The sequence below is a fragment of the Mesorhizobium sp. M0910 genome (assembly GCF_040319465.1).
GTDB lineage: Bacteria > Pseudomonadota > Alphaproteobacteria > Rhizobiales > Rhizobiaceae > Mesorhizobium.
Genome location: NZ_JAMYNZ010000003.1, coordinates 421626 through 443595 on the forward strand (window position 1 = coordinate 421626; position 21970 = coordinate 443595).

Below are 21970 nucleotides of genomic sequence, written 5' to 3' on the forward strand. Positions count from 1 at the left end.
GTCCAGGTCAGCGCTCATCAGGCCACAGCGACGGAAGGCGGGCGATCGTGACCTCCAGCCAGCCCTATCGTCTCGTATCAGGCGGTCTCATCGATCGCGCCGCGCCACTGGGCTTCCGCTTCGACGGCAAGAGCTTTGCCGGCTTCCAAGGCGACACGCTGGCCTCGGCGCTGATCGCCAATGGCGTCAAGCTGGTCGGCCGCTCGTTCAAATACCATCGCCCACGCGGCATCCTGACCGCTGGTTCGGAGGAGCCCAACGCGCTGGTCGAACTGCGCAGCGGAGCGCGACGCGAGCCCAACACCAAGGCGACCACGGCCGAGCTTTATGACGGTCTGGAAGCGGCCAGCCAGAACCGCTGGCCGTCGCTGCGCCATGATCTGATGGCGGTCAACCAGCTGTTTGCGCCGATCTTCGTCGCCGGCTTTTACTACAAGACCTTCATGTGGCCGGCGAAATTCTGGGAAGCGGTCTACGAGCCGGCGATCCGCCGCGCCGCCGGCCTCGGTCGCGCTGCAGGCGTCGCCGATCCCGACCATTACGACAAGGCGTGGGCGCATTGCGACGTGCTGATTGCCGGGTCCGGCCCGGCCGGGCTGGCTGCGGCACTGGCGGCCGGGCGCGGCGGCGCCCGCGTCATCCTGTGCGAGGAAGATTTTGCGCTTGGCGGCCGCCTGCTCGCCGACGGCGGCATGGTCGACGGCGAGCCGGCAGCCGAATGGATTTCACGCACGCTGGCCGAACTCGCCGCACTGCCCGATGTCCGCATCATGAACCGCACGACGCTGTTCGGCGTCTATGATGGCGGCACCTATGGCGCGATCGAGCGGGTCAACGACCACCTGCCCTCGCCGCCCGAGCACCAGGTGCGCCAGCGGCTGTGGCGGATCGTGGCCAGGCACTGCGTCGTCGCCGCAGGCGCCATCGAGCGGCCGATCGTCTTTGCCGGCAACGACACGCCCGGCGTGATGATGGCTTCGGCGATGCGGACCTATGTCGCGCGCTATGCGGCGACGCCGGCAAAGCGGATCGCGCTGTTCACCAACAATGAGGACGGCTGGCGCACGGTCGAGAGCGCGCTCGCCGCCGGATTGCAGATCGCGGCGGTCGTCGATGCGCGCCCGGACGTCTCCGCCGCGCATCGCGTGCTTGCCGCCAAGGCCGGCTTTGCCGTGCTCAACGGTTCCGTCAGCGGGGTCGAGGGCGGCAAGGACGGCGTTAGGAAAATTGCGGTGGCGCTCACCGGTGGCTCCCGGGCGGAAGTCGAAGCCGACGGGCTTACCGTCTCCGGCGGCTGGAATCCGGCGGTCGGGTTGACCTCTTATCATCGCGGCCGGCCGAAATGGCAGGACGACATCGCAGCTTTCGTGCCGGACGGTGCGCCGCCCGGCATGGTGGCTGTCGGCGCCGCCAACGGCGCCTTCGGGCTGGGCGACTGCCTGCGCCAGGGATTTGCCGCGGGTGTTGCGGCAGCGCAGAGCGCCGGACGAAGCGGCAATGCCGGCACGTCGCCGGTCGCCGACAGCGAAGCGTTTTCACTAACGCCACTCTGGCATGTCGCCGGCAAAGGGAAAGCCTTCGTCGACTACCAGCACGATGTCACGGCTTCCGACATTGAACTGGCGCAGCGCGAGGGTTTTGAATCGGTCGAGCATCTCAAGCGCTATACGACGCTCGGCATGGCCACCGACCAGGGCAAGACCTCGAATGTCGCCGGCCTCGCCATCATGGCGGCTGTGTCAGGCAAGTCCATTCCCGAGACCGGTACGACGATCTACCGGCCGCCCTATGTGCCGGTCGCCATCGGCGCCTTCGCCGGCCATCATCGCGACGAGAACTTCCATGCGACGCGACTGACGCCGTCGCATCACTGGGCCGCCGAACAGGGCGCGGTGTTCGTCGACACCGGCCTGTGGAAGCGCGCGCAATGGTATCCGCGCGCCGGCGAAAAGGACTGGCTGGAATCGGTCACGCGCGAGGTCAAGGCGGTGCGCTCCGGCGTCGGCTTCTGCGACGTCTCGACACTCGGCAAGATCGACGTGCACGGCCCGGATGCCGGCGCCTTCCTCGACCGCGTCTACATCAACACCTTCTCCAGTCTTGCTGTCGGCAAAGCCCGCTACGGGCTGATGCTGCGCGAGGACGGCATCGTCTATGACGACGGCACGACGTCGCGGCTGGCCGAGGATCACTATTTCCTGACCACCACCACCGCCAAGGCCGGGCTGGTGATGCAGCATCTCGAATTCTGCCGGCAGGTGCTGTTCCCGGAATTCGACGTGCAGTTGACCTCGGTTTCCGACCAGTGGGCGCAATTCTCGATCGCCGGGCCGAGCGCGCGGGAGTTGCTGAAACAGGTCCTTGATGAATCCGAGGACCTGTCGAACGAAGGTTTCCCGTTCATGGGGGCGCGGGAAGTCGCGCTGCACGGTGGCATCAGAGCGCGGCTGTTCCGCATCTCCTTCTCCGGCGAAATGGCGTTCGAGATTTCGGTTCCCGCGCGCTATGGCGACGCGCTGGTGCGCAATTTGATGCTGGCTGGCAAGCCATTCGGCGTTACGCCCTACGGCACCGAGGCGCTCGGCGTCATGCGCATCGAAAAGGGCCATGTCGCCGGACCGGAGTTGAACGGCACGACGACCGCCGCCGACCTCGGCCTCGGCAAGATGATGTCGACCAAGAAAGACTTCATCGGCCGCGTCATGGCCGGGCGCGAGGCGCTGGTCGCGCCGGACCGCCAGGTCGTCGTCGGCATCAAGCCGGTCGACAAGACGCGCGGCCTGCGTTCCGGCGCGCATATTATCCCGAAGGGCGAGACGCCCGGTCCCGACAATGACCAGGGCTATGTCACCTCGGTCTGCTTTTCGCCGATGCTCGACCAGTGGATCGGGCTTGGGCTGGTCGAGCGCGGCCGCGAGCGCATCGGCGAGATCGTCCATGCGCACGATCCGCTGCGTGGCGAAGATTACGATGTCGAGCTGTGCAGTCCTGTCTTCTACGATCCGGATGGAGGGCGCCAGCGTGGCTGAGTTTTCCTGGATTGCCCGCAGTCCGCTGGAGAAAGCGCTTGTTGTCGGCGGCTACGGCGCGCGCGGCACGGCGGCCGGCGTATCGCTCACCGAGATCCGCAATTTCGACCTGATCCAGGTGATGGCGCGGCGCGGCAAAGCGGCAGAACTGGCGAAGGCTGCCGAAACCCGCTTCGGCGTTGCCGCCCCGAATGCGCCCAACGCGGTCCGAGTTCCCGACGCGACGCTGATCTGGTCGGGACCGGATCAGTTCCTCGTCTTGTCGAAGGGCGGCATTCACGCGATGGAGAAGCTGAGCCAGGCGTTCTCGCAGTCCGCCTCGCTTTCCGATCAGTCGCATGCGCGCGCCCTGATCAGCGTCTCTGGAGCCAAGGCGCGCTCGATGTTGGCGAAATTGTTGTCACTAGACCTGCACCCGGCGGCGTTCCCGCCCGGCACCGCTGCGGCGACCGCGGTCGATCACACCAGCATCAATCTCTGGCGTGGCAGTGACCGGCCGGATGGGCAGGCGGTGTTCAATCTTCTGGTGTTCGCCACATTCGCGGAAAGCCTGTGGCACACGATGCTCGACGCTGCCGCCGAGTATGGCGTCGAGATCAGCCACAGCGAGGCGTTGGCATAGCCTTGTTGCGCCTTCCCTTCTCCCCTTGTGGGGTGGATCGGCGCGCAGCGCCGGGACGGATGAGGGTGTTCCAGCGGAGTGAGAGGCCGGCGTTCCCTGGAACACCCCTCATCCGTCGCCTTCGGCGACACCTTCTCCCACAAGGGCGAAGGGGGAGCTTGTGCCACCTTCACCTTGCCAAACCCGATCCCCCTGCTATTCTTCCCGCTAAAATAATTTCACGCACAGGCAAACTTGTTTCTCGAAACCAGGGTTGAGATGAGCCAGTCGCCCTACCCCGCCGTCGCCGCCGGACCGCCGCGGCCGAGCCTGATCCTGCGGCCAGGCCAGATCGCGCTGCCGGCCGGGATGGAGCGCTACACCGTCCAGGGCAACGGCGCGGTGCTGATCGAGGTCGAGGCCGGCGATACGATCAGCGTGCGCAATGTCGAGGGCGGGCAGGCTTGCGAGCTGCTGGCATGGGACAGCAGCGGCGCGACCGATCCCGGCATTCTCGGAGAGAAATCGAACAGCAATGCCGCCGGCATCAAGGCGATGCTGGCCGAGGGCGACGATAGCCTCGCTTCCTTGCGCCGAGGCCTCGAGCGGCGCGAGGTGCAGCTCGATCAGGCAAAGGCGGTTCGCGTTTTCGGCGGCGCCACCCCTGCCGGTACCGAACAGGCTTTTGCCGTCGCCCGCGACGGCTCAATGCTGATTGCCGCGCCCGGCGGGCCGATGCTGGTCGACGGCCACGATACCGCGACGCCGCTTAGCGTCGTCGTCCGGCGCGCCACCATCCGCCCGGCGGCGAAATCCAGGCTTGCCGACCCGCTGGCCGATCCCGTGCTCGACCTGCGCGTCCATTCGGCAACGGCGGAGGCCTACTTCGTCAAGGCGGGCGACTATCTGCAGATCATTGATGTCGACGGCCGCCAATGCACGGATTTCCAGTGCTTTTCGGCGCGCAAGCTGGACAAGGGCCGCGATCATCCGCTCGACGTGACGACGACGCGCACGCTGATGGGCTCGAGCTATCCGATGCCCGGCCTGCATTCGAAATACTACGACCAGGACATGGAGCCGCTGGTCGAGGTGGTGCAGGACACTTGCGGCCGGCACGATGCGTTCGCGCTCGCCTGCGCCGCCAAATATTACGACGACATCGGCTATCCCGGCCATCCCAACTGCTCGGAGAATTTCAACCGCGCGCTGGCCGACAAGGGCGTCACGCCCCGCGCCGGCTGGATGGCGATCAACTTCTTCTTCAACACGGCGATCGACGCGCATGGTGTCGTGGTTTCGGACGAGCCGTGGTCGCGGCCGGGCGACTATGTGCTACTCAGGGCGCTCACGGACATCGTCTGCGTTTCGTCTGCCTGCCCCGACGACACCACGCCGGCCAATGGCTGGGACCTGACCGACATCCATGTGCGAACCTATTCCGGCCAGCACAAATTCTCGCGAGCGATCGCCAGACGCATGACGCCCGATTCGGAACCTAAAATGACCCGCGAGACCGCCTTTCATTCGAGCTTTGCCAAGCACACCCGCAACTTCGTCGAGTACAAGGGTTATTGGCTGGCCAATTCCTTCGCCAGGCAAGGCCCGATCGACGAATACTGGGCCTGCCGGCAGGACGCCGTGATCATGGACCTGTCGCCGCTGCGCAAGTTCGAGGTCACCGGGCCGGACTCCGAAGCGCTGTTGCAATATACGCTGACCCGCGACATCAAGAAGCTCGGCGCCGGTCAGGTGGTCTACTCCGCCATGTGCTACGAGCACGGCGGCATGATCGACGACGGCACGCTGCTTCGGCTCGGCAAGGATAATTTCCGCTGGGTTGGCGGCGACGATCTATCCGGCGAATGGCTGCGGGAAACGGCGCAAAAACTCGGCCTCACCGTGCTGGTGCGCTCGTCGACCGACCAGATGCACAATGTCGCGGTGCAGGGACCGAAAAGCCGCGACATCCTGCGGCAGATCATCTGGACCTCGCCGCTGCAGCCGTCGATCGACGAGCTTGAGTGGTTCCGCTTCGCGGTCGCCCGCATCGGCGGCGGCAACGGCATTCCCGTCATTGTCTCGCGCACCGGCTACACCGGCGAGCTCGGCTACGAGATCTGGTGCCACCCGCGCGACGCCGACAAGGTCTTCGACGCCATCTGGCAGGCCGGCCAGCCGCACGGCCTGAAGCCGATGGGGCTGCAGGCGCTCGATATGGTGCGCATCGAGGCCGGGCTGATCTTTGCCGGCTACGAATTTTCCGACCAGACAGATCCGTTCGAGGCCGGCATCGGCTTCACCGTACCGCTGAAGACCAAGAGCGACGATTTCATCGGCCGCGAGGCGCTGATCCGGCGCAAGGAAAATCCGCAGAGGAAGCTGGTTGGCCTCGACATCGACGCCAATGTCGCCGTCGGCCACGGCGATTGCGTGCATGTCGGCCGCGCCCAGATCGGCGTGGTCACCTCCGGCATGCGCTCGCCGCTGCTAAACAAGACCATCGCGCTGGCCAGGCTCGACGTCGCGCATTCGGCGGTCGGCACCGAGGTCGAGATCGGCAAGCTCGACGGCCACAGCAAGCGGCTGCCGGCGCGCGTTGTCGCCCTTGCCCATTACGACCCGCAAAAGACCAGGCCGCGCTCCTGATCGACGCTGTCTGGTTCTTCCCTTCTCCCACAACAAGGGGAGAAAGACCGCACCCGTTGGCAGCGCCAGCGAAGCTCGACTGTTTCACAAACGCAATGTGCACAGCGTCACAAACCACTTGACGTGAAAGCGCCTTGGGTCAATCTTCACTGCTAAGAAAAAAATACTACTGAGCGGAAAACGCCTGGGGCCGTTCAACGTGAGCGTCGATGACGCCTCGCGAGATTGCGGCTGTTGCCGATGGGGAACATCAAAAATGGGGAATCCACGTAAATGAGCACGATAGTCACCACCTTGGTGCCGCCTGCCGAAGGGCAGCTGCACCGGAACATCGATTGGCGCGGCGCCTTCTGGGTGGCAAGCGGCGTTCCGGCCCTTGTCTTGTTTTCGATCGGCGGCATCGCCGGCACCACCGGAACACTGGCCTTCCTGATCTGGGCCGTATCCATGGTCATGGGCTTCCTGCAGTCCTTCACCTATGCGGAGATCGCCGGGCTGTTCCCGAACAAATCCGGCGGCGCCTCGGTCTACGGCGCCACCGCGTGGCTGCGCTATTCGAAATTCATCGCGCCGCTTTCGGTGTGGTGCAACTGGTTCGCCTGGTCGCCGGTGCTGTCGCTCGGCTGCTCGATCGCCGCCGCCTATATCCTCAACGCACTGGCGCCGGTGCCGCTGTTCACCGACACGTCGCCGGAGGTCGCCGCCTATATCGCGGCCCATGCCGGAACCAGCGCCGCCGACGCCATCACCGCGGTCACCGCGGCGGCGACGCCGGCGATCCGTAACTGGACGCTCTACGGTCACACGCTTGGCCCGGTTTCCTTCACCTTCAACGCCACCTTCTTCATCGGCGCGGTGCTGATGCTGATCATCTTCTCGATCCAGCATCGCGGCATCCTGGGCACGGCCAACGTGCAGAAATATATCGGCCTGCTGGTCATCATCCCGATGCTGATCGTCGGCGCGGTGCCGATCGTCACCGGCCAGATCAACTGGGCAAACTTCTCGCCGCTGGTGCCGCTCGCGGCAGCCTATGCGCCGGAGCCCGGCGCGTGGAACATCGCCGGCTGGACGCTGGTGCTCGGCGGCATGTTCATCGCGGCGTGGTCGACCTACGGCTTCGAGACCGCGGTCTGCTACACCTCCGAGTTCAAAAACCCGGGCACCGATACCTTCAAGGCGATCTTCTATTCCGGCCTGTTGTGCATGCTGCTGTTCATCCTGGTGCCGTTCACCTTCCAGGGCGTGCTCGGCTTGAACGGCATGCTGGCGACGCCGATCGTCGACGGCTCCGGCGTTGCCGATGCGCTGGCCGGTATGGTCGGCGGCGGACAGCTGATCCACAGCCTGCTGGTGATGCTGATGATCCTGGCGCTGGTGCTCTGCATCATGACGGCGATGGCCGGCTCCTCGCGCACGCTCTATCAAGGCTCGGTCGACGGCTGGCTGCCGCGCTATCTCAGCCATGTCAACGAGCACGGCGCCCCGACGCGGGCGATGTGGACCGACCTGATCTTCAACCTGATCGTGCTGGCCATCGCCTCGGCCGACGCAACAAGCTTCTTCTTCATCCTCGCCGTGTCGAATTGCGGCTACATCATCTTCAACTTCCTTAACCTCAATGCCGGCTGGATCCACCGCATCGACAATGGCCACATCGCGCGGCCATGGAGGGCGCCGAGCTGGCTGCTCGGCCTCGGCGCCATCTTTGCCTACGTCAACGCGGTCTTCATGGGCGCCGGCGCCAAGGTCTGGAACCCGATGGCATTGTGGGCCGGGCTGATCACGGCAGCCTTGATCATCCCGGTGTTCTGCTTCCGGCACTACATCCAGGACAAGGGCAAATTCCCCGACCACATGCTGGCCGATCTCGGCATGAGCTCGTCCGACCTTGCGGTGAAAAAGGCGGGGATGCTGCCCTATCTGACGCTGGTCGCCGGCGTCGTGGTGATGCTGCTCGCCAACTGGCTGTTCGTCATCTGACGGCTGCGTTGAGGGATCGGGCACGCAAGGCGCGCTCGATTCCTGCATTTTGTTCTTGCTTTGTGCCGGCAGCTATGCTAATAATTTTGGTATGGTGCTGATTCGCCCCGAGACCCGCCGCTGAGGCGGGTTTTTCTTTTTAGGGGCTATTCGGCAGCGGTGCCGGCGCGGGAGCGACCGCCAAGCGCTGCACCGATATCCTCGAGGACCTGTCCGACGCGCGCCTGGATCGTCTCGGACGCAAGCACGCCGTCGATGAAATCCCTGTCCGAAGCGTAGATCGCGGTCGGCAGCGTAAAGGCCTCGAAGAAGCCGAACAGCGGTCTCAGCTGGTGCTCGATGATCAGCGCATGCCGGTCGCCGCCGCCGGTCGCCAGCAGCACCACCGGCTTGCCCCTGAGCGCCGTTGGGTCGACAAGATCGAAGAAGTGTTTGAACAGGCCGGTATAGCTGCCCTTGTAGGTGGGCGAGCCAACGACGAGCACGTCCGCCGCGACGACGCGCTTGAGGATATCGCCCGCTTGCGCATCCAGTTCACGCGCCCATTTGGCGCCACCGAGGCTGGGGCCGAGGTCGACGACGTCATGCGTGCTGGCGGCCAGGCCATATCTGCCGGCTACCTCGTTCACGATACGATCGACGAAGCCGCGCGTCTTGGACGGCCGGGTGAAATTGCCTGAGAAACCGACAACGGCCGGATTGGTCATGATGCAAAGCCCTCGCGATGATTTCGGGCTGCCAGCCCGCTGCTGACCCTATGGACATTCGGGCCGAACGAAAAGAACGGATGCTTGCCACGGTCTAAAATCATTACCGGTTCTAGCCAGCTTTGCGGATCGCTGCCGTCTCAGGTTGGAAGAACCGGTTTGGCGGCCGCTTCAGGCCAAGATTTTCGCGCAGGGTCGATCCTTCGTATTCGCTCCTGAAAATGCCGCGCCGCTGCAATTCGGGCACGATTTTCTCGACGAAATCATCCAATCCGGCGGGAAGATAGGGGAACATGACGTTGAACCCGTCCGAGCCTTCGGTGACCAGCCATTCCTCCATCTCGTCGGCGATGGTTTTCGAAGTGCCGACGAAGGCAAGACCGGAATAGCCGCCCAGCCGCTGCGCAAGCTGCCTGACGGTCAGGTTTTCCTTGCGCGCCAGTTCGATGACGCGCTCGCGGCCGCTCTTGCTGGCGTTGCTTTCCGGGATTTCGGGCAAGACTGAATCCGGATCGAACCGCGACGCGTCGTGGCCGAGCGCGATCGACAGCGAGGCGACGCCGCTCTCGTAGTAGACGAGGCTGTCGAGCTTGGCCCGCTTCGTCTGCGCCTCCTCGACGGTCTCGCCGACAATGACGAAGGCGCCGGGCAGGATCTTGATGTCGTCGCGCGACCGGCCAAGTTTTTGCGCACGTTTCTTGACGTCGGCAAAGAAGCGCTGCCCCGAGGCGAGATCGGCATGGGCGGCGAAGATCACCTCGGCCGTTTCCGCCGCGAGCTGCCGTCCGGCCTCCGACGCGCCGGCCTGCACGATGACCGGCCAGCCCTGCACCGGCCGCGCGATATTGAGCGGTCCCCGCACCGAAAGATATTCGCCCTTATGGTCGAGCACATGCAGCTTCGCCGGATCGAAATAGAGCCCGCTTTCGGCGTCGCGGATGAAGGCATCGTCGACAAAACTGTCCCACAGGCCGGTGACGACATCGTAAAACTCCCGCGCCCGGCGATAGCGCTCGTCGTGCTCGACATGCTCGTCGAGGCCGAAATTCAGCGCGGCGTCGGGATTGGATGTGGTGACGATATTCCAGCCGGCGCGCCCGCCGCTGATATGGTCGAGAGAGGCGAAACGACGGGCGATGTGGTACGGCGCGTCGAACGTCGTCGAGGCGGTTGCGATCAGCCCGATACGATCGGTGACGGCGGCAAGCGCCGACAACAGCGTGAACGGCTCGAAGGACGTGACCGTGTGGCTGCGCCGCAGCGCCTCGATCGGCATGTTGAGCACGGCCAGGTGGTCGGCCATGAAGAAGGCGTCGAACTTTGCCGCTTCCAGCCTTTGCGCGAAGTGCTTGAGATGCGCGAAATTGAAGTTGGCGTCGGGATAGGCGCCCGGGTAGCGCCAGGCGCCGGTATGAAGGCTGACGGGCCGCATGAAAGCGCCAAGCCGCAATTGTCGATTTTCTGCCATGGAAAAATGCACCGATGACGACGAGCGTAACGCTCCAATTGCTCGAGCATGGGATGGCTTTGCGGCCATGGGAAGGAATTCTGTTTTGCAAAACCGGCGTCGGGGAGCATTTTTTGTGCGGGCGGCGGACCGATCAATCGATCTTGATGAACACGCCCTTGGTGTTAAGATATTCGGCGAGGTGCTCGGCGCCGCCCTCGCGGCCGTAGCCGCTCATCTTGTAGCCGCCGAAGGGCACGGCCGGATCGATGGCGTGATAGGTATTGACCCAGACCGAGCCGGCGCGGATCTTGCGCGACAGCTGGTGGGCGGTGGCGAGATTTTGGGTGAAGACCCCTGCAGCCAGGCCGTAAGGCGTGTTGTTGGCCCGCTCGACTGCCTCGTCCAGCGTATCGAACGGCAAGGCTGAAATTACCGGCCCGAAGATCTCCTCACGGGCGATCTTCATGTCGTCCGAGACGCCGGCAAAGACGGTCGGCGCGACGAAATTGCCGGCGCCAAGCGCGCCTTCCACAAGCCGGGTGCCTCCGGTGACGAGTTTCGCCCCTTCCGCGGTGCCGGCCTCGAGGTAACCGGTGACCCGTTGCAGCTGCTTTTCGGAGACGAGCGGACCGATCTCGGTCGCCGGGTCGATGCCGTCGCCGACCCTGAGACCCTTGGCGTATGCCGCGAGCCGCTCGACGAACTCGTCATGGACGGGCCGTTCGACGAAAAGGCGCGAACCGGCGATGCAGATCTGGCCGGAATTGGCGAACACCGACATCGCCGCCACCGGCACCGCCTTGTCGAGATCGGCATCGGCGCAGACGATGACCGGCGACTTGCCGCCGAGCTCCAGCGAGACGCGCTTGAGATTGCCGGCCGAGGCCCGCACGATCGACTGGCCGGTCGCCGTCGAGCCGGTGAAGACGATCTTGTCGACGCCCATATGCTCGGCGAGTGCGGCACCTGCCTCGGTGCCGGTGCCGGTGACGATGTTGACGACGCCTTCCGGAACGCCGGCCTCGTTCATGATGTCGGCGATCAAAAGCGGCGTCAGCGGCGCCTCTTCCGATGGTTTCAGCACGATGGTGCAGCCGGTCGCCAGCGCCGGGCCGATCTTCCAGATCGACGCCGCCGTTGGCGCGTTCCAGGGAATGATGGCGCCGACGACGCCGACCGGCTCCTTGCGGGTGAAAGAGACGATTTCGCCGGGCAGCGAGTTGTCGATCGTCTCGCCGTGCAGCGCCGTCGCCATGCCGGCATAGTAGCGCAGCATGCCGATGACCCGGTTGCGATTGGCGCGGGTGCGTATGATCGGCATGCCCATGTCGGTGGTGTCGGAGCGGCTGATCTCTTCCCAGTGCTTTTCGAAGAGGTCGGCGATCCTCAGCAGCAGCACCTGGCGCTCATAAGGCTTGAACCGGCTCCACGGGCCCTCGAACGCCTTGCGCGCAGCAGTCACCGCCAAGTCGATGTCCTGGCGGTCGGCGCGCGGCACCGTGGCGATGACCGCGCCGGTGGCGGGATTGCGGCTCTCCGTGGTCCGACCGGAGCGGGCATCGACCCAGCCGCCGCCGATGAACATCCGGCGATGGCGCCCGTCGATCGGCAGCCGCAGCGGTGCCTTTGTCTGAGCTATGGTCATGACTGTCCTCCAACCACGCGCTAGTCTTAATAGCGGTGTCGTCCTGTGTTCGGTAGCGAATTTGTCACCACCCAACGGGCGTCAATGGCATGCCGCTTGTTTATTGACGTTCAGCACTTATGTAGGTATCACCATGATAGATGAAGCACCGGAAGGAATGCCATAGAAGGGGGATTTGTGACGATCACGCAACCTTGGGATGCCGGCCGTGCGACGATTGAAATAAGATCTATCGCGAGAAATCTGAAACTAAACATCTCGTACAAGCTGCATGCGCAGGATCGGCTTTCCGAACGCGGCTTGATCATGTCTGATGTGCTGCATGCGCTCAAGTTTGGAAATGTGTACCAACCACCTGTGCCCGCAACCCGGCCGGGTCATTTCCGTTATCGCGTGGAGTGCAAGACACCGAACAGCGGGAGTCGATCCATCGGGGTCGTTATCATCCCTTCCAAGAACGGATGTCTCGTCAAAGTTATTTCGGTTATGTGGATCGATGAGTTCGAGCGAAAAGCGGGCTCGATAATTGGAGTTGAAGCTGATGAATAACGCACACCACTACACAGAAAGCGGTCTGCTCAACGTTTACATCGAAGGCATCGCCGTTGAGGTGGATGACGATGGCGACGACATCATCACGATTCCTGCTGTGAATGAACTGCATCAAGTAATCGCGCTTGGGATCGTAAGCCATGCCAAGGGCATGAGCGGGGACGAGCTTCGTTTCCTGCGCTCCGAAATGGGTCTGACCCAAGCTGAATTGGCCGCCATGGTCCACCGTGACAAGCAGTCGATTGGCCGATGGGAGCGCAACGAAATCGACATTGACAGCTCGGCTGAGGCCCTGGTGCGTCGTTTGGCAATCGAAAAGCTGGGGCTGCCTGTTGACGCGGGAATCGATGAGTTGTCGCGTCGGAGCGTTCCTACCGCGGACGAGCAACCGATCAAAATACAGAAAATGAATAACGATGCTCGGCCGTACGAACTGATTGCGGCCTGACCCGACCCTGATAACCCCGCCTCGGCGGGGTTATCTATGGAAGACGTTCGCTCGACCGCTATTCGGCCGCCAGGGCCAGTTGCGGCCTTTCGTTCTTTTCTTCCGTCTCGGCCGGCTGCTCCACCACCTTCTTGGGCTCCCTGCCGAAGAACAGCGCATAGGCTGCCGGCAGGACAAGGATGGTCAGCACCGTGGCGACGAGAATGCCGCCCATCATGGCGTAGGCGAGCGGCCCCCAGAAGACGCCACGCGAGATCGGGATCAGCGCCAGCACCGCCGTCAGCGCCGTCAGCACGATCGGCCGGAACCGGCGCACCGCCGAGCCGATGATGGCCTCGGAACGCTCCACGCCGGCGGCGATGTCCTGGTCGATCTGATCGACCAGGATGATCGAGTTGCGCATGATGATGCCGAGCAGGGCGATGACACCGAGGATGGCGACGAAGCCGAACGGCGCGCCGCTGATCAAAAGTGCCGCCGCCGCGCCGATGATGCCGAGCGGACCGGTCGCCAGCACCAGCATGGCCTTGCCGAAATGCTGCAGCTGGATCATCAGCAGCACGACGATGACGGCCAGCATGATCGGCGCTTTCGCCGCAATCGAGGCCTGGCTTTCGGCCGCATCCTCGGCGCCGCCCTGGATCTCGATCTTGTAGCCGGGTGCGAGGCTGGCGCGCAGGCCCTGCATGTCGCTGTACATCTTCATGGCGACATCGTTCGGCTGCACGCCGTCCGGAAGCGTGGCGCGTACGCTGATGGTCGGCAAGCGGTCGCGCCGCCATTCGACGCCTTGCTCCAGCACCGGGACCACCTTGGCGACCTGCGACAGCGGCACGGAGCCGCCGAAATCGGTCGGGATGTAGACGGAGTCGACCGCCGACAGCAGGTGACGGCTTGCCTCCGGCTCACGGGCGACGATCGAAACCGTCTCCTCGCCGTCGCGGAAGTCATCGAGCGGCGCTCCCGACATGGCCGCCTGCAGCGTCTGGCGGATGCGCTGCGAGGTGACGCCGAGCGCACGGGCGCGATCCTGGTCGATCACCAGCTTCATCGTCGGCACCGGCTCCAGCCAGTCGTCGTGGATGGCGCCGAGCAGCGGATTTGCCTGGAACTTCGCCTTCACCTCGTCGGCGATGCGGCGCACCTCCTGGCGATCCGGACCCATGACGCGCATCTGCACCGGCCAGCCGGTCGGCGGACCAAGGAACAGGCGGTCGACCTTGGCGCGGATCGATGGGAAATCATTGGCCAGGATGGTGCGCAGCTTGACAATCAGCCGCTCGCGGGCCGGTTCGTCATTGGCCATCACCAGAAGCTGGGCGAAATTCGGGTTGCGAAGCTGCTGGTCGAGCGGCAGGAAGAAGCGCGGCGCGCCTTCGCCGACATAGGTGGCGATGAAGCGCTTGTCCTTGTCGTCCATCATCCTGGCTTCGAGCGCCTTGGCCTGGGTCTCGACTTCCTTGATGCTGGTGCCTTCCGGCAGCCAGAGGTCGACAAGGATTTCCGGGCGCGACGATTGCGGGAAGAAATTCTGCGGGATGAACTGGAACGCCCACAGGCTGGTGGCAAACGTCATCAGCGTCATCACCAGGACGATGATGCGGTGGCGCACCGCCCATGCAACGGTCGAGCGAAGACGGCGGTAGAAGCGCGTGTCGAAGACATCGTGATGGTTGCCGGCGTGCTTGCGCTGCTTCAGGATCATGTGGCCGAGCCATGGCGTGAAATAGACCGCCGCGAACCAGGACACGACCAGCGCGATGCCGACGACGTAAAACAGGGTGCGCACATATTCGCCGGCGGTCGAGGCCGCGAAACCGACGGGGATGAAGCCGGCCGTGGTGATCAGCGTGCCGGTCAGCATCGGGAAGGCGGTCGAGGAATAGGCGAAGCTCGCCGCCTCGACCTTGACCAAGCCTTCCTCGAGCTTTCGCTCCATCATTTCGACGACGATCATCGCGTCGTCGACCAGGAGGCCAAGGGCGATGATCAGCGCGCCGAGCGAAATGCGCTGCAGGTCGATGCCGAGCTCGTACATGATGGCGAACGTGGCGGCCAGGACCAGCGGAATGACGATCGCGATCACCAGGCCCGAGCGCCAGCCGATCGACAGGAACGATACGAAAAGCACGATCAGCAGCGCTTCGCCGAGCGCTTCCATGAACTCGCTCACAGCCTCCTTCACGACATGCGGCTGGTCGGAAATCTGATCGACCGAAACGCCATAGGGCAGCGCCTCTTCGAAGCGCTTATAGGTCGCTTCGACGTCCTTGCCGACGTCGGTGACGTTGAAGCCCTTGGCCATGACGACGCCGAGCTGGACGCTGTCGTGACCGTTGAAACGGTATTTGCGCTGGTACGGATCCTCGAGGCCGGAGGTCACGGTGGCGATGTCGCCGAGGCGCGTCACCTGGTTGCCGGCGCGCAGGCGAAGCTCGCGGATGTCGGCCGCCCTGGTGACATCGCCCTCGACCGAAATGCGCACCGAACGCTGGCCGGTGTCGACCGAACCTGCCGGGTCGACATTGTTCTGGCCTTGGATCGCATTCTGCAGGTCGGTCAACGTCAGGCCGCGTTCGGCAAGCACCTTGGATGAAACGTCGATGTAGAGCTTTTCCGGCTGGTCGCCGATGATCACGGCCTTCTCGACACCGGGCGTCGTCAGCAGCATGTCACGCGCCTGGATGGCGAATTTCTTCAGCTCGGGATAGCTGTAGCCGTCGCCGCTGATCGAATGCAGGGTGATGAACGTGTCGCCGAATTCGTCATTGAAGTAGGGCCCGAGCAGCCCTTGCGGCAGCTCATTGGCGATATCGCCGACCTTCTTGCGCACCTGATAGAAAGCATCGGCGACCTGCGCCGGATTGGTGTCGCCCTTGACCTGCAAGGTGATGATGGCGCTGCCGGCGCGGGTGTAGGAGCGGACGAAATCGAGGTGCGGCGTTTCCTGCAGCTTGCGCTCGATCTTGTTGACGACCTGGTCCTCCATCTCCTTGATCGAGGAGCCTGGCCAGATCGCCTGGACGACCATGACGCGGAAGGTGAAATCGGGGTCTTCCTTCTGGCCCATGCGCATCAGGCCGAGTGCACCGGCGACGATGATCAGCCCGAACAGGAAGCGGGCAATGCTCGGATGGCCGATTGCCCAGCGCGAAAGATTGAAAGACCGCTTTTCATTGGTGTCGATGGTCATCGGCGTCAGTCCGTTTCAATTTGATCAACAGAGCACGCGCTTTCGCATGCCCAAGGAACTTCCGATGTGGGCTTCCGGGCGGCGTGGCTTTCCGAGTTGAGAGATCTACATCGCGGTGGGACGCGAGGATCGACGTGGGGGTTACATCGACCTGAGATCTCGAAAATCGGGGGCGCCTGCCGCCCGGAAACCGTGAATTGCCTGGCCGTCAGCGCAAGCGCCTTGCAGCGTCATCGGCCGACGCCGACTGTTGCGCCGCATCACCGGTCAGCTTGACTTTCAGATTCTCGGTCATGAACTGCGTGCCGGCGGCGACGACGACGTCACCCGGCTTCAGCCCATCGGCGACACTGACGCCGTCGGGGGTGAAGGCGGCGACCTTGACCGGATGCGCATGGACGGTCCCGCCGTTGCGGTCGACTGTCCAGACGATCGATTGGCTGTCCTTTTGCGCCAACGCGGCCAGCGGGATCGACACCAGCTGCTGCCGGTTGTCCGCCGCGGCTTCGATGGAGGCGGTCATGCCTAGCAGCACGCGAGGATCGTTGGGCAGGCTGACGCGAACGGCAAAGGTGCGCGACTGCGGATCGGCGCTGCCGGCGACTTCGCGGACCTTGCCGTCGAGCGTCAGCGCCTCATCGGACCAGAAGCCAGCCTTGACGGTCTTGCCCGGCTTGAATTCGGCGATATCGGTTTCCGGAACAGCGATCAGGACTTCCTTCTCGCCGTCGATGGCAACGGTCACCACCGGTGTCCCGGAGCCGACCACCTGGCCGACATCGGCGGCAACTGATGTGACGATGCCGTTCTTGTCCGCCTTGAGATCGGTATAGCGGACCTGGTTCTGTGCCTGGGCAAGCTGCGAGCGGGCGGAGTCGCGCGTGGCGACCGCCTGATTGTAGCTGAGCGTCGCCTGCTCGAGCTGCGACTTCGGCGCGAAATTCTTGGCGTAGAGTTGTTCGGCCCGCTTGCGCGTAAGCTCGACTGTCTCGACCTGACGGTCGGCAGCATCGAGGCTGGCCTGAGAGCTTCTCACCGAAAGCTCGTAGTCGGTGGGATCGATGCGGGCGAGAACGTCGCCCGGCTTGACGCGGTCACCGATGTCGACAAGGCGCTCGGTGATCTTGCCGTTGATGCGAAAGCCGAGATTCATCTCGGTGCGGGCGCGCACCGATCCGGAATAGGAAAGCTGACGGGTATCGCTTGCCTTGGCGATCTCGACCACCTTGACCGGGCGGATGATCTCGGTGACCTCGGCTTTCTCCTGCGAGCAGCCGGCGAGGCCGAGAGCGGCAACGACAATCAGTGCCAGGCCGGCGGCCGGTCGCCTGTAGGTGATGGACTTGGACAAAGACACTTTTCGTACTCCCGAATTGTGGAGATGAATTGCCGACATCACCGCCCGACGGGCGGCAATGGTCATTTCTTCAAGGCTCTGATGGCAAACTCGGTAAGCTCGTCCGGCGTCGCCCGGTTCTTCTTGGCGAGGCACTGGGCCATCATCTGTGGATGAGAGAGGCTGATAATGGCAGCACCGAAACACCGGGAAGCGACTACCGGATCCTGATCGACGAACTCGCCGGTGGCGATGCCCTCGCGGATCACGTCAGCGACCAGGTCGTGGATGCGGTCGATGTGCTTTTCGATGACATGCCAGTCGCGCTCGATGGCGACGATGACCATCTCGTGCACCTTCTCCTGGTCGATCATGGTTTCCAGCGTCCACTGATAGTGCGTATGCACGTAGCGGCGGAGCTTTTCGCTGGCGGTGCCGGAACCATGGCAGGCTTCGTAGCTCAACCGGTAGCAGGTCTCGAGCATACGGCCGCAAACCGCCTGATGGATTTCCACCTTGGAGGCGAAGAAGCGGTAGATGTTGGCAGTCGACATGCCGAGTTCGCGCGCAATGTCGGCGACGTTGGTCTTGCCGTAGCCGTAGTGGCGGAACAATCGCTCCGCGCAATCCAGGATGCGCGTGACATTTTCCTGGCGGGCGGAATCGGCGGTGGTGTCTAGGGTTTCAAGCATCTCGTTGGCCAAATTTACGACTGACGAATTTAGAATTTCGTCACTCGTAAATTGAAAACCATCACCTGTCAAGGCACGATTTTGGCTACTAGTGACAGATGGTGACATCCCCCGACGGAGTTGGCCCACGAAACGCATGTGGTTTCCGCCGGGCGCGCCTGCAACGCCGCCCCGTGTTTTTTTGCGAAGGATCTTGAAAAGATGCTTTCCGAAATCGGTTCCGTTTTCGGATCAGGCCCTAAGGCTGCTTTGCCATCTCCCGCAGCCGGAACTTCTGGATCTTGCCCGTCGAAGTCTTCGGGATTTCCGCGAAGATCACCGCTTTCGGCACCTTGAAGCGGGCGAGCAGCGCGCGGCAGTGCTCGATTACCTCCGCCTCGGTCGCCGCCTTGCCCGGCTTCAGCTCGACATAGGCGACTGGCACCTCGCCCCATTTGTCGTCGTATCTAGCGACAACGCCGCAGGAGCCGACTGCGGGATGCTTGTACAGCGCCTCCTCGACCTCGATCGAGGAGATGTTTTCGCCGCCGGAGATGATGATGTCCTTGGAACGGTCCTTGAGCTGGATGTAGCCGTCCGGATGCATGACGCCGAGGTCGCCCGAATGGAACCAGCCGCCGGCAAAGGCCTCGTCGCTCGCCTTGCGGTTCTTGAGATAGCCTTTCATGACGATGTTGCCGCGGAACATCACCTCGCCGATGGTCTCGCCGTCGGCCGGCGTCTCTTGCATCGTCTGCGGGTCCATCACAGTCAGGCCTTCGAGCGCGGCGTAGCGCACGCCTTGCCTGGCCTTCTTCGCCGCCCTCGCCCCTTTCTCCAGCCGGTCCCACTCGCCGTGCCATTCGTTGACGACGGCCGGGCCATAGGTTTCGGTCAGGCCGTAGAGATGGGTGACGGCAAAGCCCTCATCGGCCATGCCCGACAGCACCGCCTCAGGCGGCGGCGCTGCGGCGGTGTTGAAGGTGACGGTCTGCGGGAATTGCCGCTTGTCCTCGTCCAAGGCGTTGATCAGCACCGACATGACGATGGGTGCACCGCACAGATGGGTGACGCCGTGATCGGCGATGGCGTCGTAGATCGGCTTCGGCCGCACCCAGCGCAGGCAGACATGCGTGCCGGCCTGCACGGCAAGCGTCCAGGGAAAGCACCAGCCGTTGCAGTGGAACATCGGCAGCGTCCACAGATAGACCGGGTGCTTGCCCATCCCGGCATGGATGGTGTTGGCATAGGCCATCAGTGCCGCGCCGCGATGGTGGCAGACGACGCCCTTCGGATTGCCTGTGGTGCCGGAGGTGTAGTTGAGCGATATGGCGTCCCATTCGTCGTCCGGCATCGACCAGGCGAAATCCTCGTCACCGTCGGCGACAAACGCCTCGTAGTCGAGCGTGCCGATCCGCTCGCCCTTGGCATAGGGCGCATCGGCGGCATAGTCGGGATCGTCGTAATCGATCAGCAGCGGCCTGACCTTGGCCAGCGTCAGCGCTTGCCGAACCACGCCGGCGAATTCGCGGTCGACGATCAGCACCTTGCTTTCGGCATGATCGAGCTGGAAGGCAATGACGGCGGCGTCGAGGCGGGTGTTGAGCGAATGGAGCACCGCCCTGGTCATCGGCACGCCGAAATGCGCCTCCAGCATCGGCGGTGTGTTGGACAGCATGACGGTGACGGTGTCGCCCTTGCCGATACCGCGCTTCGCCAGCGCCGAGGCAAGCCTCAGCGAGCGCTTCCAGAAAGCGCGATAGGTCGTGCGCTGGCGGCCATGGATGATGGCGGTCTGGTCGGGAAAGGTTTTTGCCGCCCGCTCAAAATAGGTCAGCGGCGTCAGCGGCTGGTGGTTGGCCGGATTCCTGTCGAGGTCCTGTTCGTAGGGATTGCCCATCCCGTCCTCCGCAATGTCTGGTCGAGCCTTCTTACCACCTTCGCCCATTACTTGGGACGCCCCTCCCCGCCCTCACCCTCCGGCCACAAAGCGTCGATGTCCCGATGCCCTTCCACGATATTCGCCACTTCGAAAAAGTCGCCATTATAGCGGAAGAAAATCACGTATCCCCTGAAAGCGAAACTTCGGACGTCCGGCCGGAGTTCGGGACGAGCACGACCAATCGTCGCCGGCAAGCTCGCCAGATCACGGCATTTCGGGCGCAGAGCATCCACAAAACGCCCGCCAATAAACAGGCTGCCGCTTTCACGAGTGAGGTATTCAAGGATATTGACCAAATCTGCTTGTGCCGACGGCAGCATGCGCAGCCGTGGCACTCCTAAAAGCCTTCCCTTGCGAGTTGCTTGGCCTTGGCTTCCAAGGCGGCGTCAATATCCTGCTCGGTGGCTTCGCCGCCTTCAGCAAACGACTTGTCCACCATGGCGCGGAGCGCCTTCAGCTTTTCCTCGCGCTCTTCGACAAGGCGCAGGCCCTCGCGCACGACTTCGCTGGCAGAACCGTAGCGGCCGCGCTTGACGATGTTGGAAACAAAGGTTTCCCAACGCTCTCCCAGTGATACGTTCATTGTCGGACCTCCTGATCGGTTTATTGTACCGAGATAACAATAAATGCGCAATTACTGACATCCGGAATGCCAGGTGTCGGATCAGATGCGCAGCCTAAGGTTTGACTTTTGTCGAGAGCCGTGAATAATGTCAGCGAGGAGATGGCATGGCGATCCGACCGGCAGAACAGCTTATCCACAAGGCCGCCTGGCTTTACTATGCACACGGCCTGCGCCAGGACCAGGTGGCCAGCCAGCTCAAGATTTCCCGTGCCTCGGTGGCGATGTATCTACGCAAGGCGCGCGAGACCGGCATCGTCAACATCTCGACCTCGACCCAGCTTTTCACCGACGACGTGCTGGCGCGCAAGCTCGAAGACGCGCTGCAACTCGACGCCGTCTGGATAGCACCGGAAAACGGCTATGTCGCCGACCCCTCGACCGACATCGCGGTGCTGGCGGCGAGCGTCTTTCTCGAGCTGGTCAGGAAGGGCGACCGCATCGGCGTCGCCTGGGGGCGGACCATCTACACCATCGCCGACATCATGTCCTATGCCGATCTGCAGGACGTCACCGTGGTGCAGCTCTGCGGCAATCTGGGCGCCCCCTATTCGTACCGGCCGGACCAATGCACGATGGAAATCGCGCGCCGGCTCAACGCCAAGGGGCTGAATTTCTACGCGCCGCTGGTGCTGACGACGGAAGAACTGGCACGCGGCCTGCGCGCCGAGCCGGTGATCCGCGAGCAATTGTCGGGCATCGGTGAGTGCGACCTGGCGCTGTATTCGGTCGGCTCGGTGGACACCGACAGCCATCTGGTCAAATGCGGCGCGCTGACCGAGAGCGAAATGGCTGCATTGCGCAAGGCGGGTGCGGCCGGCGTCATTGCCGGGCAGATCATCGACGCCCGAGGCCAGGCGCTCGACTGCAGCTACAACCGCCGGCTGATTTCGGCAGAGCTGTCATCGCTGCGCAGCATCGAAAAGCGCCTGGTGGTGGTGCAGGAGGACAGCAAGTTCGAACCGCTCGTCGCGGCGATCGCCGGCGGGCTCTGCACCCATCTGGTCGTCGGCGCGCGCATGGCGCGACGGCTGCTCGACCATGCCGGAGCAGCAGCAAAAGAGGTCGCCTGATACCTAGAGCCGCCGACGCATTGTCATCAAGGCGTCGCGGTATTCCTGTTCACAACAAAAGAGAAATCG

General features: G+C 63.4%; 16 protein-coding genes. 7 read left to right on the forward strand and 9 right to left on the reverse strand.

Annotated features, from left to right (window positions below; translation table 11 throughout):
- Positions 1-47 precede the first annotated feature (47 nt).
- The 4 genes from NKH78_RS09705 to NKH78_RS09720 all read left to right on the forward strand — a co-directional run bounded on the left by NKH78_RS09705 (position 48) and on the right by NKH78_RS09720 (position 8262).
- Positions 48-3029: a sarcosine oxidase subunit alpha gene (locus tag NKH78_RS09705; protein ID WP_352738546.1), complete on the forward strand. Its 2982-nt coding sequence runs from the start codon at positions 48-50 to the stop codon at positions 3027-3029.
- Positions 3022-3651: a sarcosine oxidase subunit gamma gene (locus tag NKH78_RS09710; protein ID WP_352738543.1), complete on the forward strand. Its 630-nt coding sequence runs from the start codon at positions 3022-3024 to the stop codon at positions 3649-3651. Before NKH78_RS09705 ends, NKH78_RS09710 begins: the two co-directional genes overlap by 8 nt.
- 258 nt (positions 3652-3909) lie before the next feature.
- Positions 3910-6279 (forward strand): trimethylamine N-oxide demethylase, encoded by a 2370-nt coding sequence (locus tag NKH78_RS09715; protein ID WP_352777155.1) that lies wholly within the window; start codon positions 3910-3912, stop codon positions 6277-6279.
- A gap of 273 nt (positions 6280-6552) precedes the next feature.
- Positions 6553-8262 (forward strand): trimethylamine N-oxide permease, encoded by a 1710-nt coding sequence (locus NKH78_RS09720; protein WP_352738539.1) that lies wholly within the window; start codon positions 6553-6555, stop codon positions 8260-8262.
- Between the two features lie 146 nt (positions 8263-8408).
- On the opposite strand, the gene msuE is transcribed toward NKH78_RS09720, so the two are convergent.
- The 3 genes from msuE to NKH78_RS09735 form a co-directional block, all read right to left on the reverse strand.
- Positions 8409-8969, reverse strand: a complete 561-nt coding sequence (gene msuE / locus NKH78_RS09725; RefSeq protein ID WP_352455213.1) for an FMN reductase — start codon at positions 8967-8969, stop codon at positions 8409-8411.
- Between the two features lie 112 nt (positions 8970-9081).
- Positions 9082-10437, reverse strand: coding sequence for an LLM class flavin-dependent oxidoreductase (locus NKH78_RS09730; protein ID WP_352738537.1), 1356 nt, complete (start codon positions 10435-10437; stop codon positions 9082-9084).
- A gap of 133 nt (positions 10438-10570) precedes the next feature.
- On the reverse strand, positions 10571-12064 hold the full coding sequence (locus NKH78_RS09735; RefSeq protein ID WP_352472296.1) for an aldehyde dehydrogenase family protein: 1494 nt from the start codon (positions 12062-12064) through the stop codon (positions 10571-10573).
- A gap of 177 nt (positions 12065-12241) precedes the next feature.
- Here NKH78_RS09735 and NKH78_RS09740 point away from each other — a divergent pair, with 177 nt between their 5' ends.
- Positions 12242-12613: a DUF4258 domain-containing protein gene (locus NKH78_RS09740; RefSeq protein ID WP_352472295.1), complete on the forward strand. Its 372-nt coding sequence runs from the start codon at positions 12242-12244 to the stop codon at positions 12611-12613.
- Positions 12606-13064 carry a helix-turn-helix domain-containing protein gene (locus NKH78_RS09745; RefSeq protein WP_352455217.1) on the forward strand — a complete coding sequence of 153 codons (459 nt, stop codon included), beginning with the start codon at positions 12606-12608 and terminating at the stop codon, positions 13062-13064. Before NKH78_RS09740 ends, NKH78_RS09745 begins: the two co-directional genes overlap by 8 nt.
- 58 nt (positions 13065-13122) lie before the next feature.
- Here the strand turns inward: NKH78_RS09745 and NKH78_RS09750 are convergent, their stop codons facing one another.
- From NKH78_RS09750 to NKH78_RS09775, 6 genes are all read right to left on the reverse strand, one after another.
- On the reverse strand, positions 13123-16257 hold the full coding sequence (locus NKH78_RS09750; protein ID WP_352472294.1) for an efflux RND transporter permease subunit: 3135 nt from the start codon (positions 16255-16257) through the stop codon (positions 13123-13125).
- A 208-nt stretch (positions 16258-16465) separates the two neighbouring features.
- On the reverse strand, positions 16466-17614 hold the full coding sequence (locus NKH78_RS09755) for an efflux RND transporter periplasmic adaptor subunit (protein WP_352680435.1): 1149 nt from the start codon (positions 17612-17614) through the stop codon (positions 16466-16468).
- 62 nt (positions 17615-17676) lie between these two features.
- Entirely contained in the window at positions 17677-18285 is a 609-nt protein-coding gene (locus tag NKH78_RS09760) for a TetR/AcrR family transcriptional regulator (RefSeq protein WP_352542219.1), read from the reverse strand.
- 238 nt (positions 18286-18523) lie between these two features.
- Positions 18524-20164, reverse strand: a complete 1641-nt coding sequence (locus tag NKH78_RS09765; RefSeq protein ID WP_352738532.1) for an acyl-CoA synthetase — start codon at positions 20162-20164, stop codon at positions 18524-18526.
- Positions 20165-20211: 47 nt separating this feature from the next.
- Positions 20212-20541, reverse strand: coding sequence for a type II toxin-antitoxin system RelE/ParE family toxin (locus tag NKH78_RS09770; RefSeq protein WP_352882769.1), 330 nt, complete (start codon positions 20539-20541; stop codon positions 20212-20214).
- A 2-nt stretch (positions 20542-20543) separates the two neighbouring features.
- Positions 20544-20789 (reverse strand): type II toxin-antitoxin system ParD family antitoxin, encoded by a 246-nt coding sequence (locus NKH78_RS09775; protein ID WP_352453248.1) that lies wholly within the window; start codon positions 20787-20789, stop codon positions 20544-20546.
- Positions 20790-20935: 146 nt separating this feature from the next.
- Here NKH78_RS09775 and NKH78_RS09780 point away from each other — a divergent pair, with 146 nt between their 5' ends.
- On the forward strand, positions 20936-21901 hold the full coding sequence (locus NKH78_RS09780; RefSeq protein ID WP_352472287.1) for a sugar-binding transcriptional regulator: 966 nt from the start codon (positions 20936-20938) through the stop codon (positions 21899-21901).
- Positions 21902-21970 lie beyond the last annotated feature (69 nt).

Excerpts from the sequence above, each read along its gene's own strand:
- NKH78_RS09735 (WP_352472296.1), bottom strand. The coding sequence starts at position 12,064 with ATGACCATAGCTCAGACAAAGGCACCGCTGCGGCTGCCGATCGACGGG.
- NKH78_RS09730 (WP_352738537.1), bottom strand. The coding sequence starts at position 10,437 with ATGGCAGAAAATCGACAATTGCGGCTTGGCGCTTTCATGCGGCCCGTC.
- NKH78_RS09780 (WP_352472287.1), top strand. The coding sequence starts at position 20,936 with ATGGCGATCCGACCGGCAGAACAGCTTATCCACAAGGCCGCCTGGCTT.
- NKH78_RS09760 (WP_352542219.1), bottom strand. The coding sequence starts at position 18,285 with ATGCTTGAAACCCTAGACACCACCGCCGATTCCGCCCGCCAGGAAAAT.
- NKH78_RS09765 (WP_352738532.1), bottom strand. The coding sequence starts at position 20,164 with ATGGGCAATCCCTACGAACAGGACCTCGACAGGAATCCGGCCAACCAC.
- NKH78_RS09750 (WP_352472294.1), bottom strand. The coding sequence starts at position 16,257 with ATGACCATCGACACCAATGAAAAGCGGTCTTTCAATCTTTCGCGCTGG.
- NKH78_RS09745 (WP_352455217.1), top strand. The coding sequence starts at position 12,606 with ATGAATAACGCACACCACTACACAGAAAGCGGTCTGCTCAACGTTTAC.
- NKH78_RS09775 (WP_352453248.1), bottom strand. The coding sequence starts at position 20,789 with ATGAACGTATCACTGGGAGAGCGTTGGGAAACCTTTGTTTCCAACATC.
- NKH78_RS09715 (WP_352777155.1), top strand. The coding sequence starts at position 3,910 with ATGAGCCAGTCGCCCTACCCCGCCGTCGCCGCCGGACCGCCGCGGCCG.
- NKH78_RS09720 (WP_352738539.1), top strand. The coding sequence starts at position 6,553 with ATGAGCACGATAGTCACCACCTTGGTGCCGCCTGCCGAAGGGCAGCTG.
- msuE (WP_352455213.1), bottom strand. The coding sequence starts at position 8,969 with ATGACCAATCCGGCCGTTGTCGGTTTCTCAGGCAATTTCACCCGGCCG.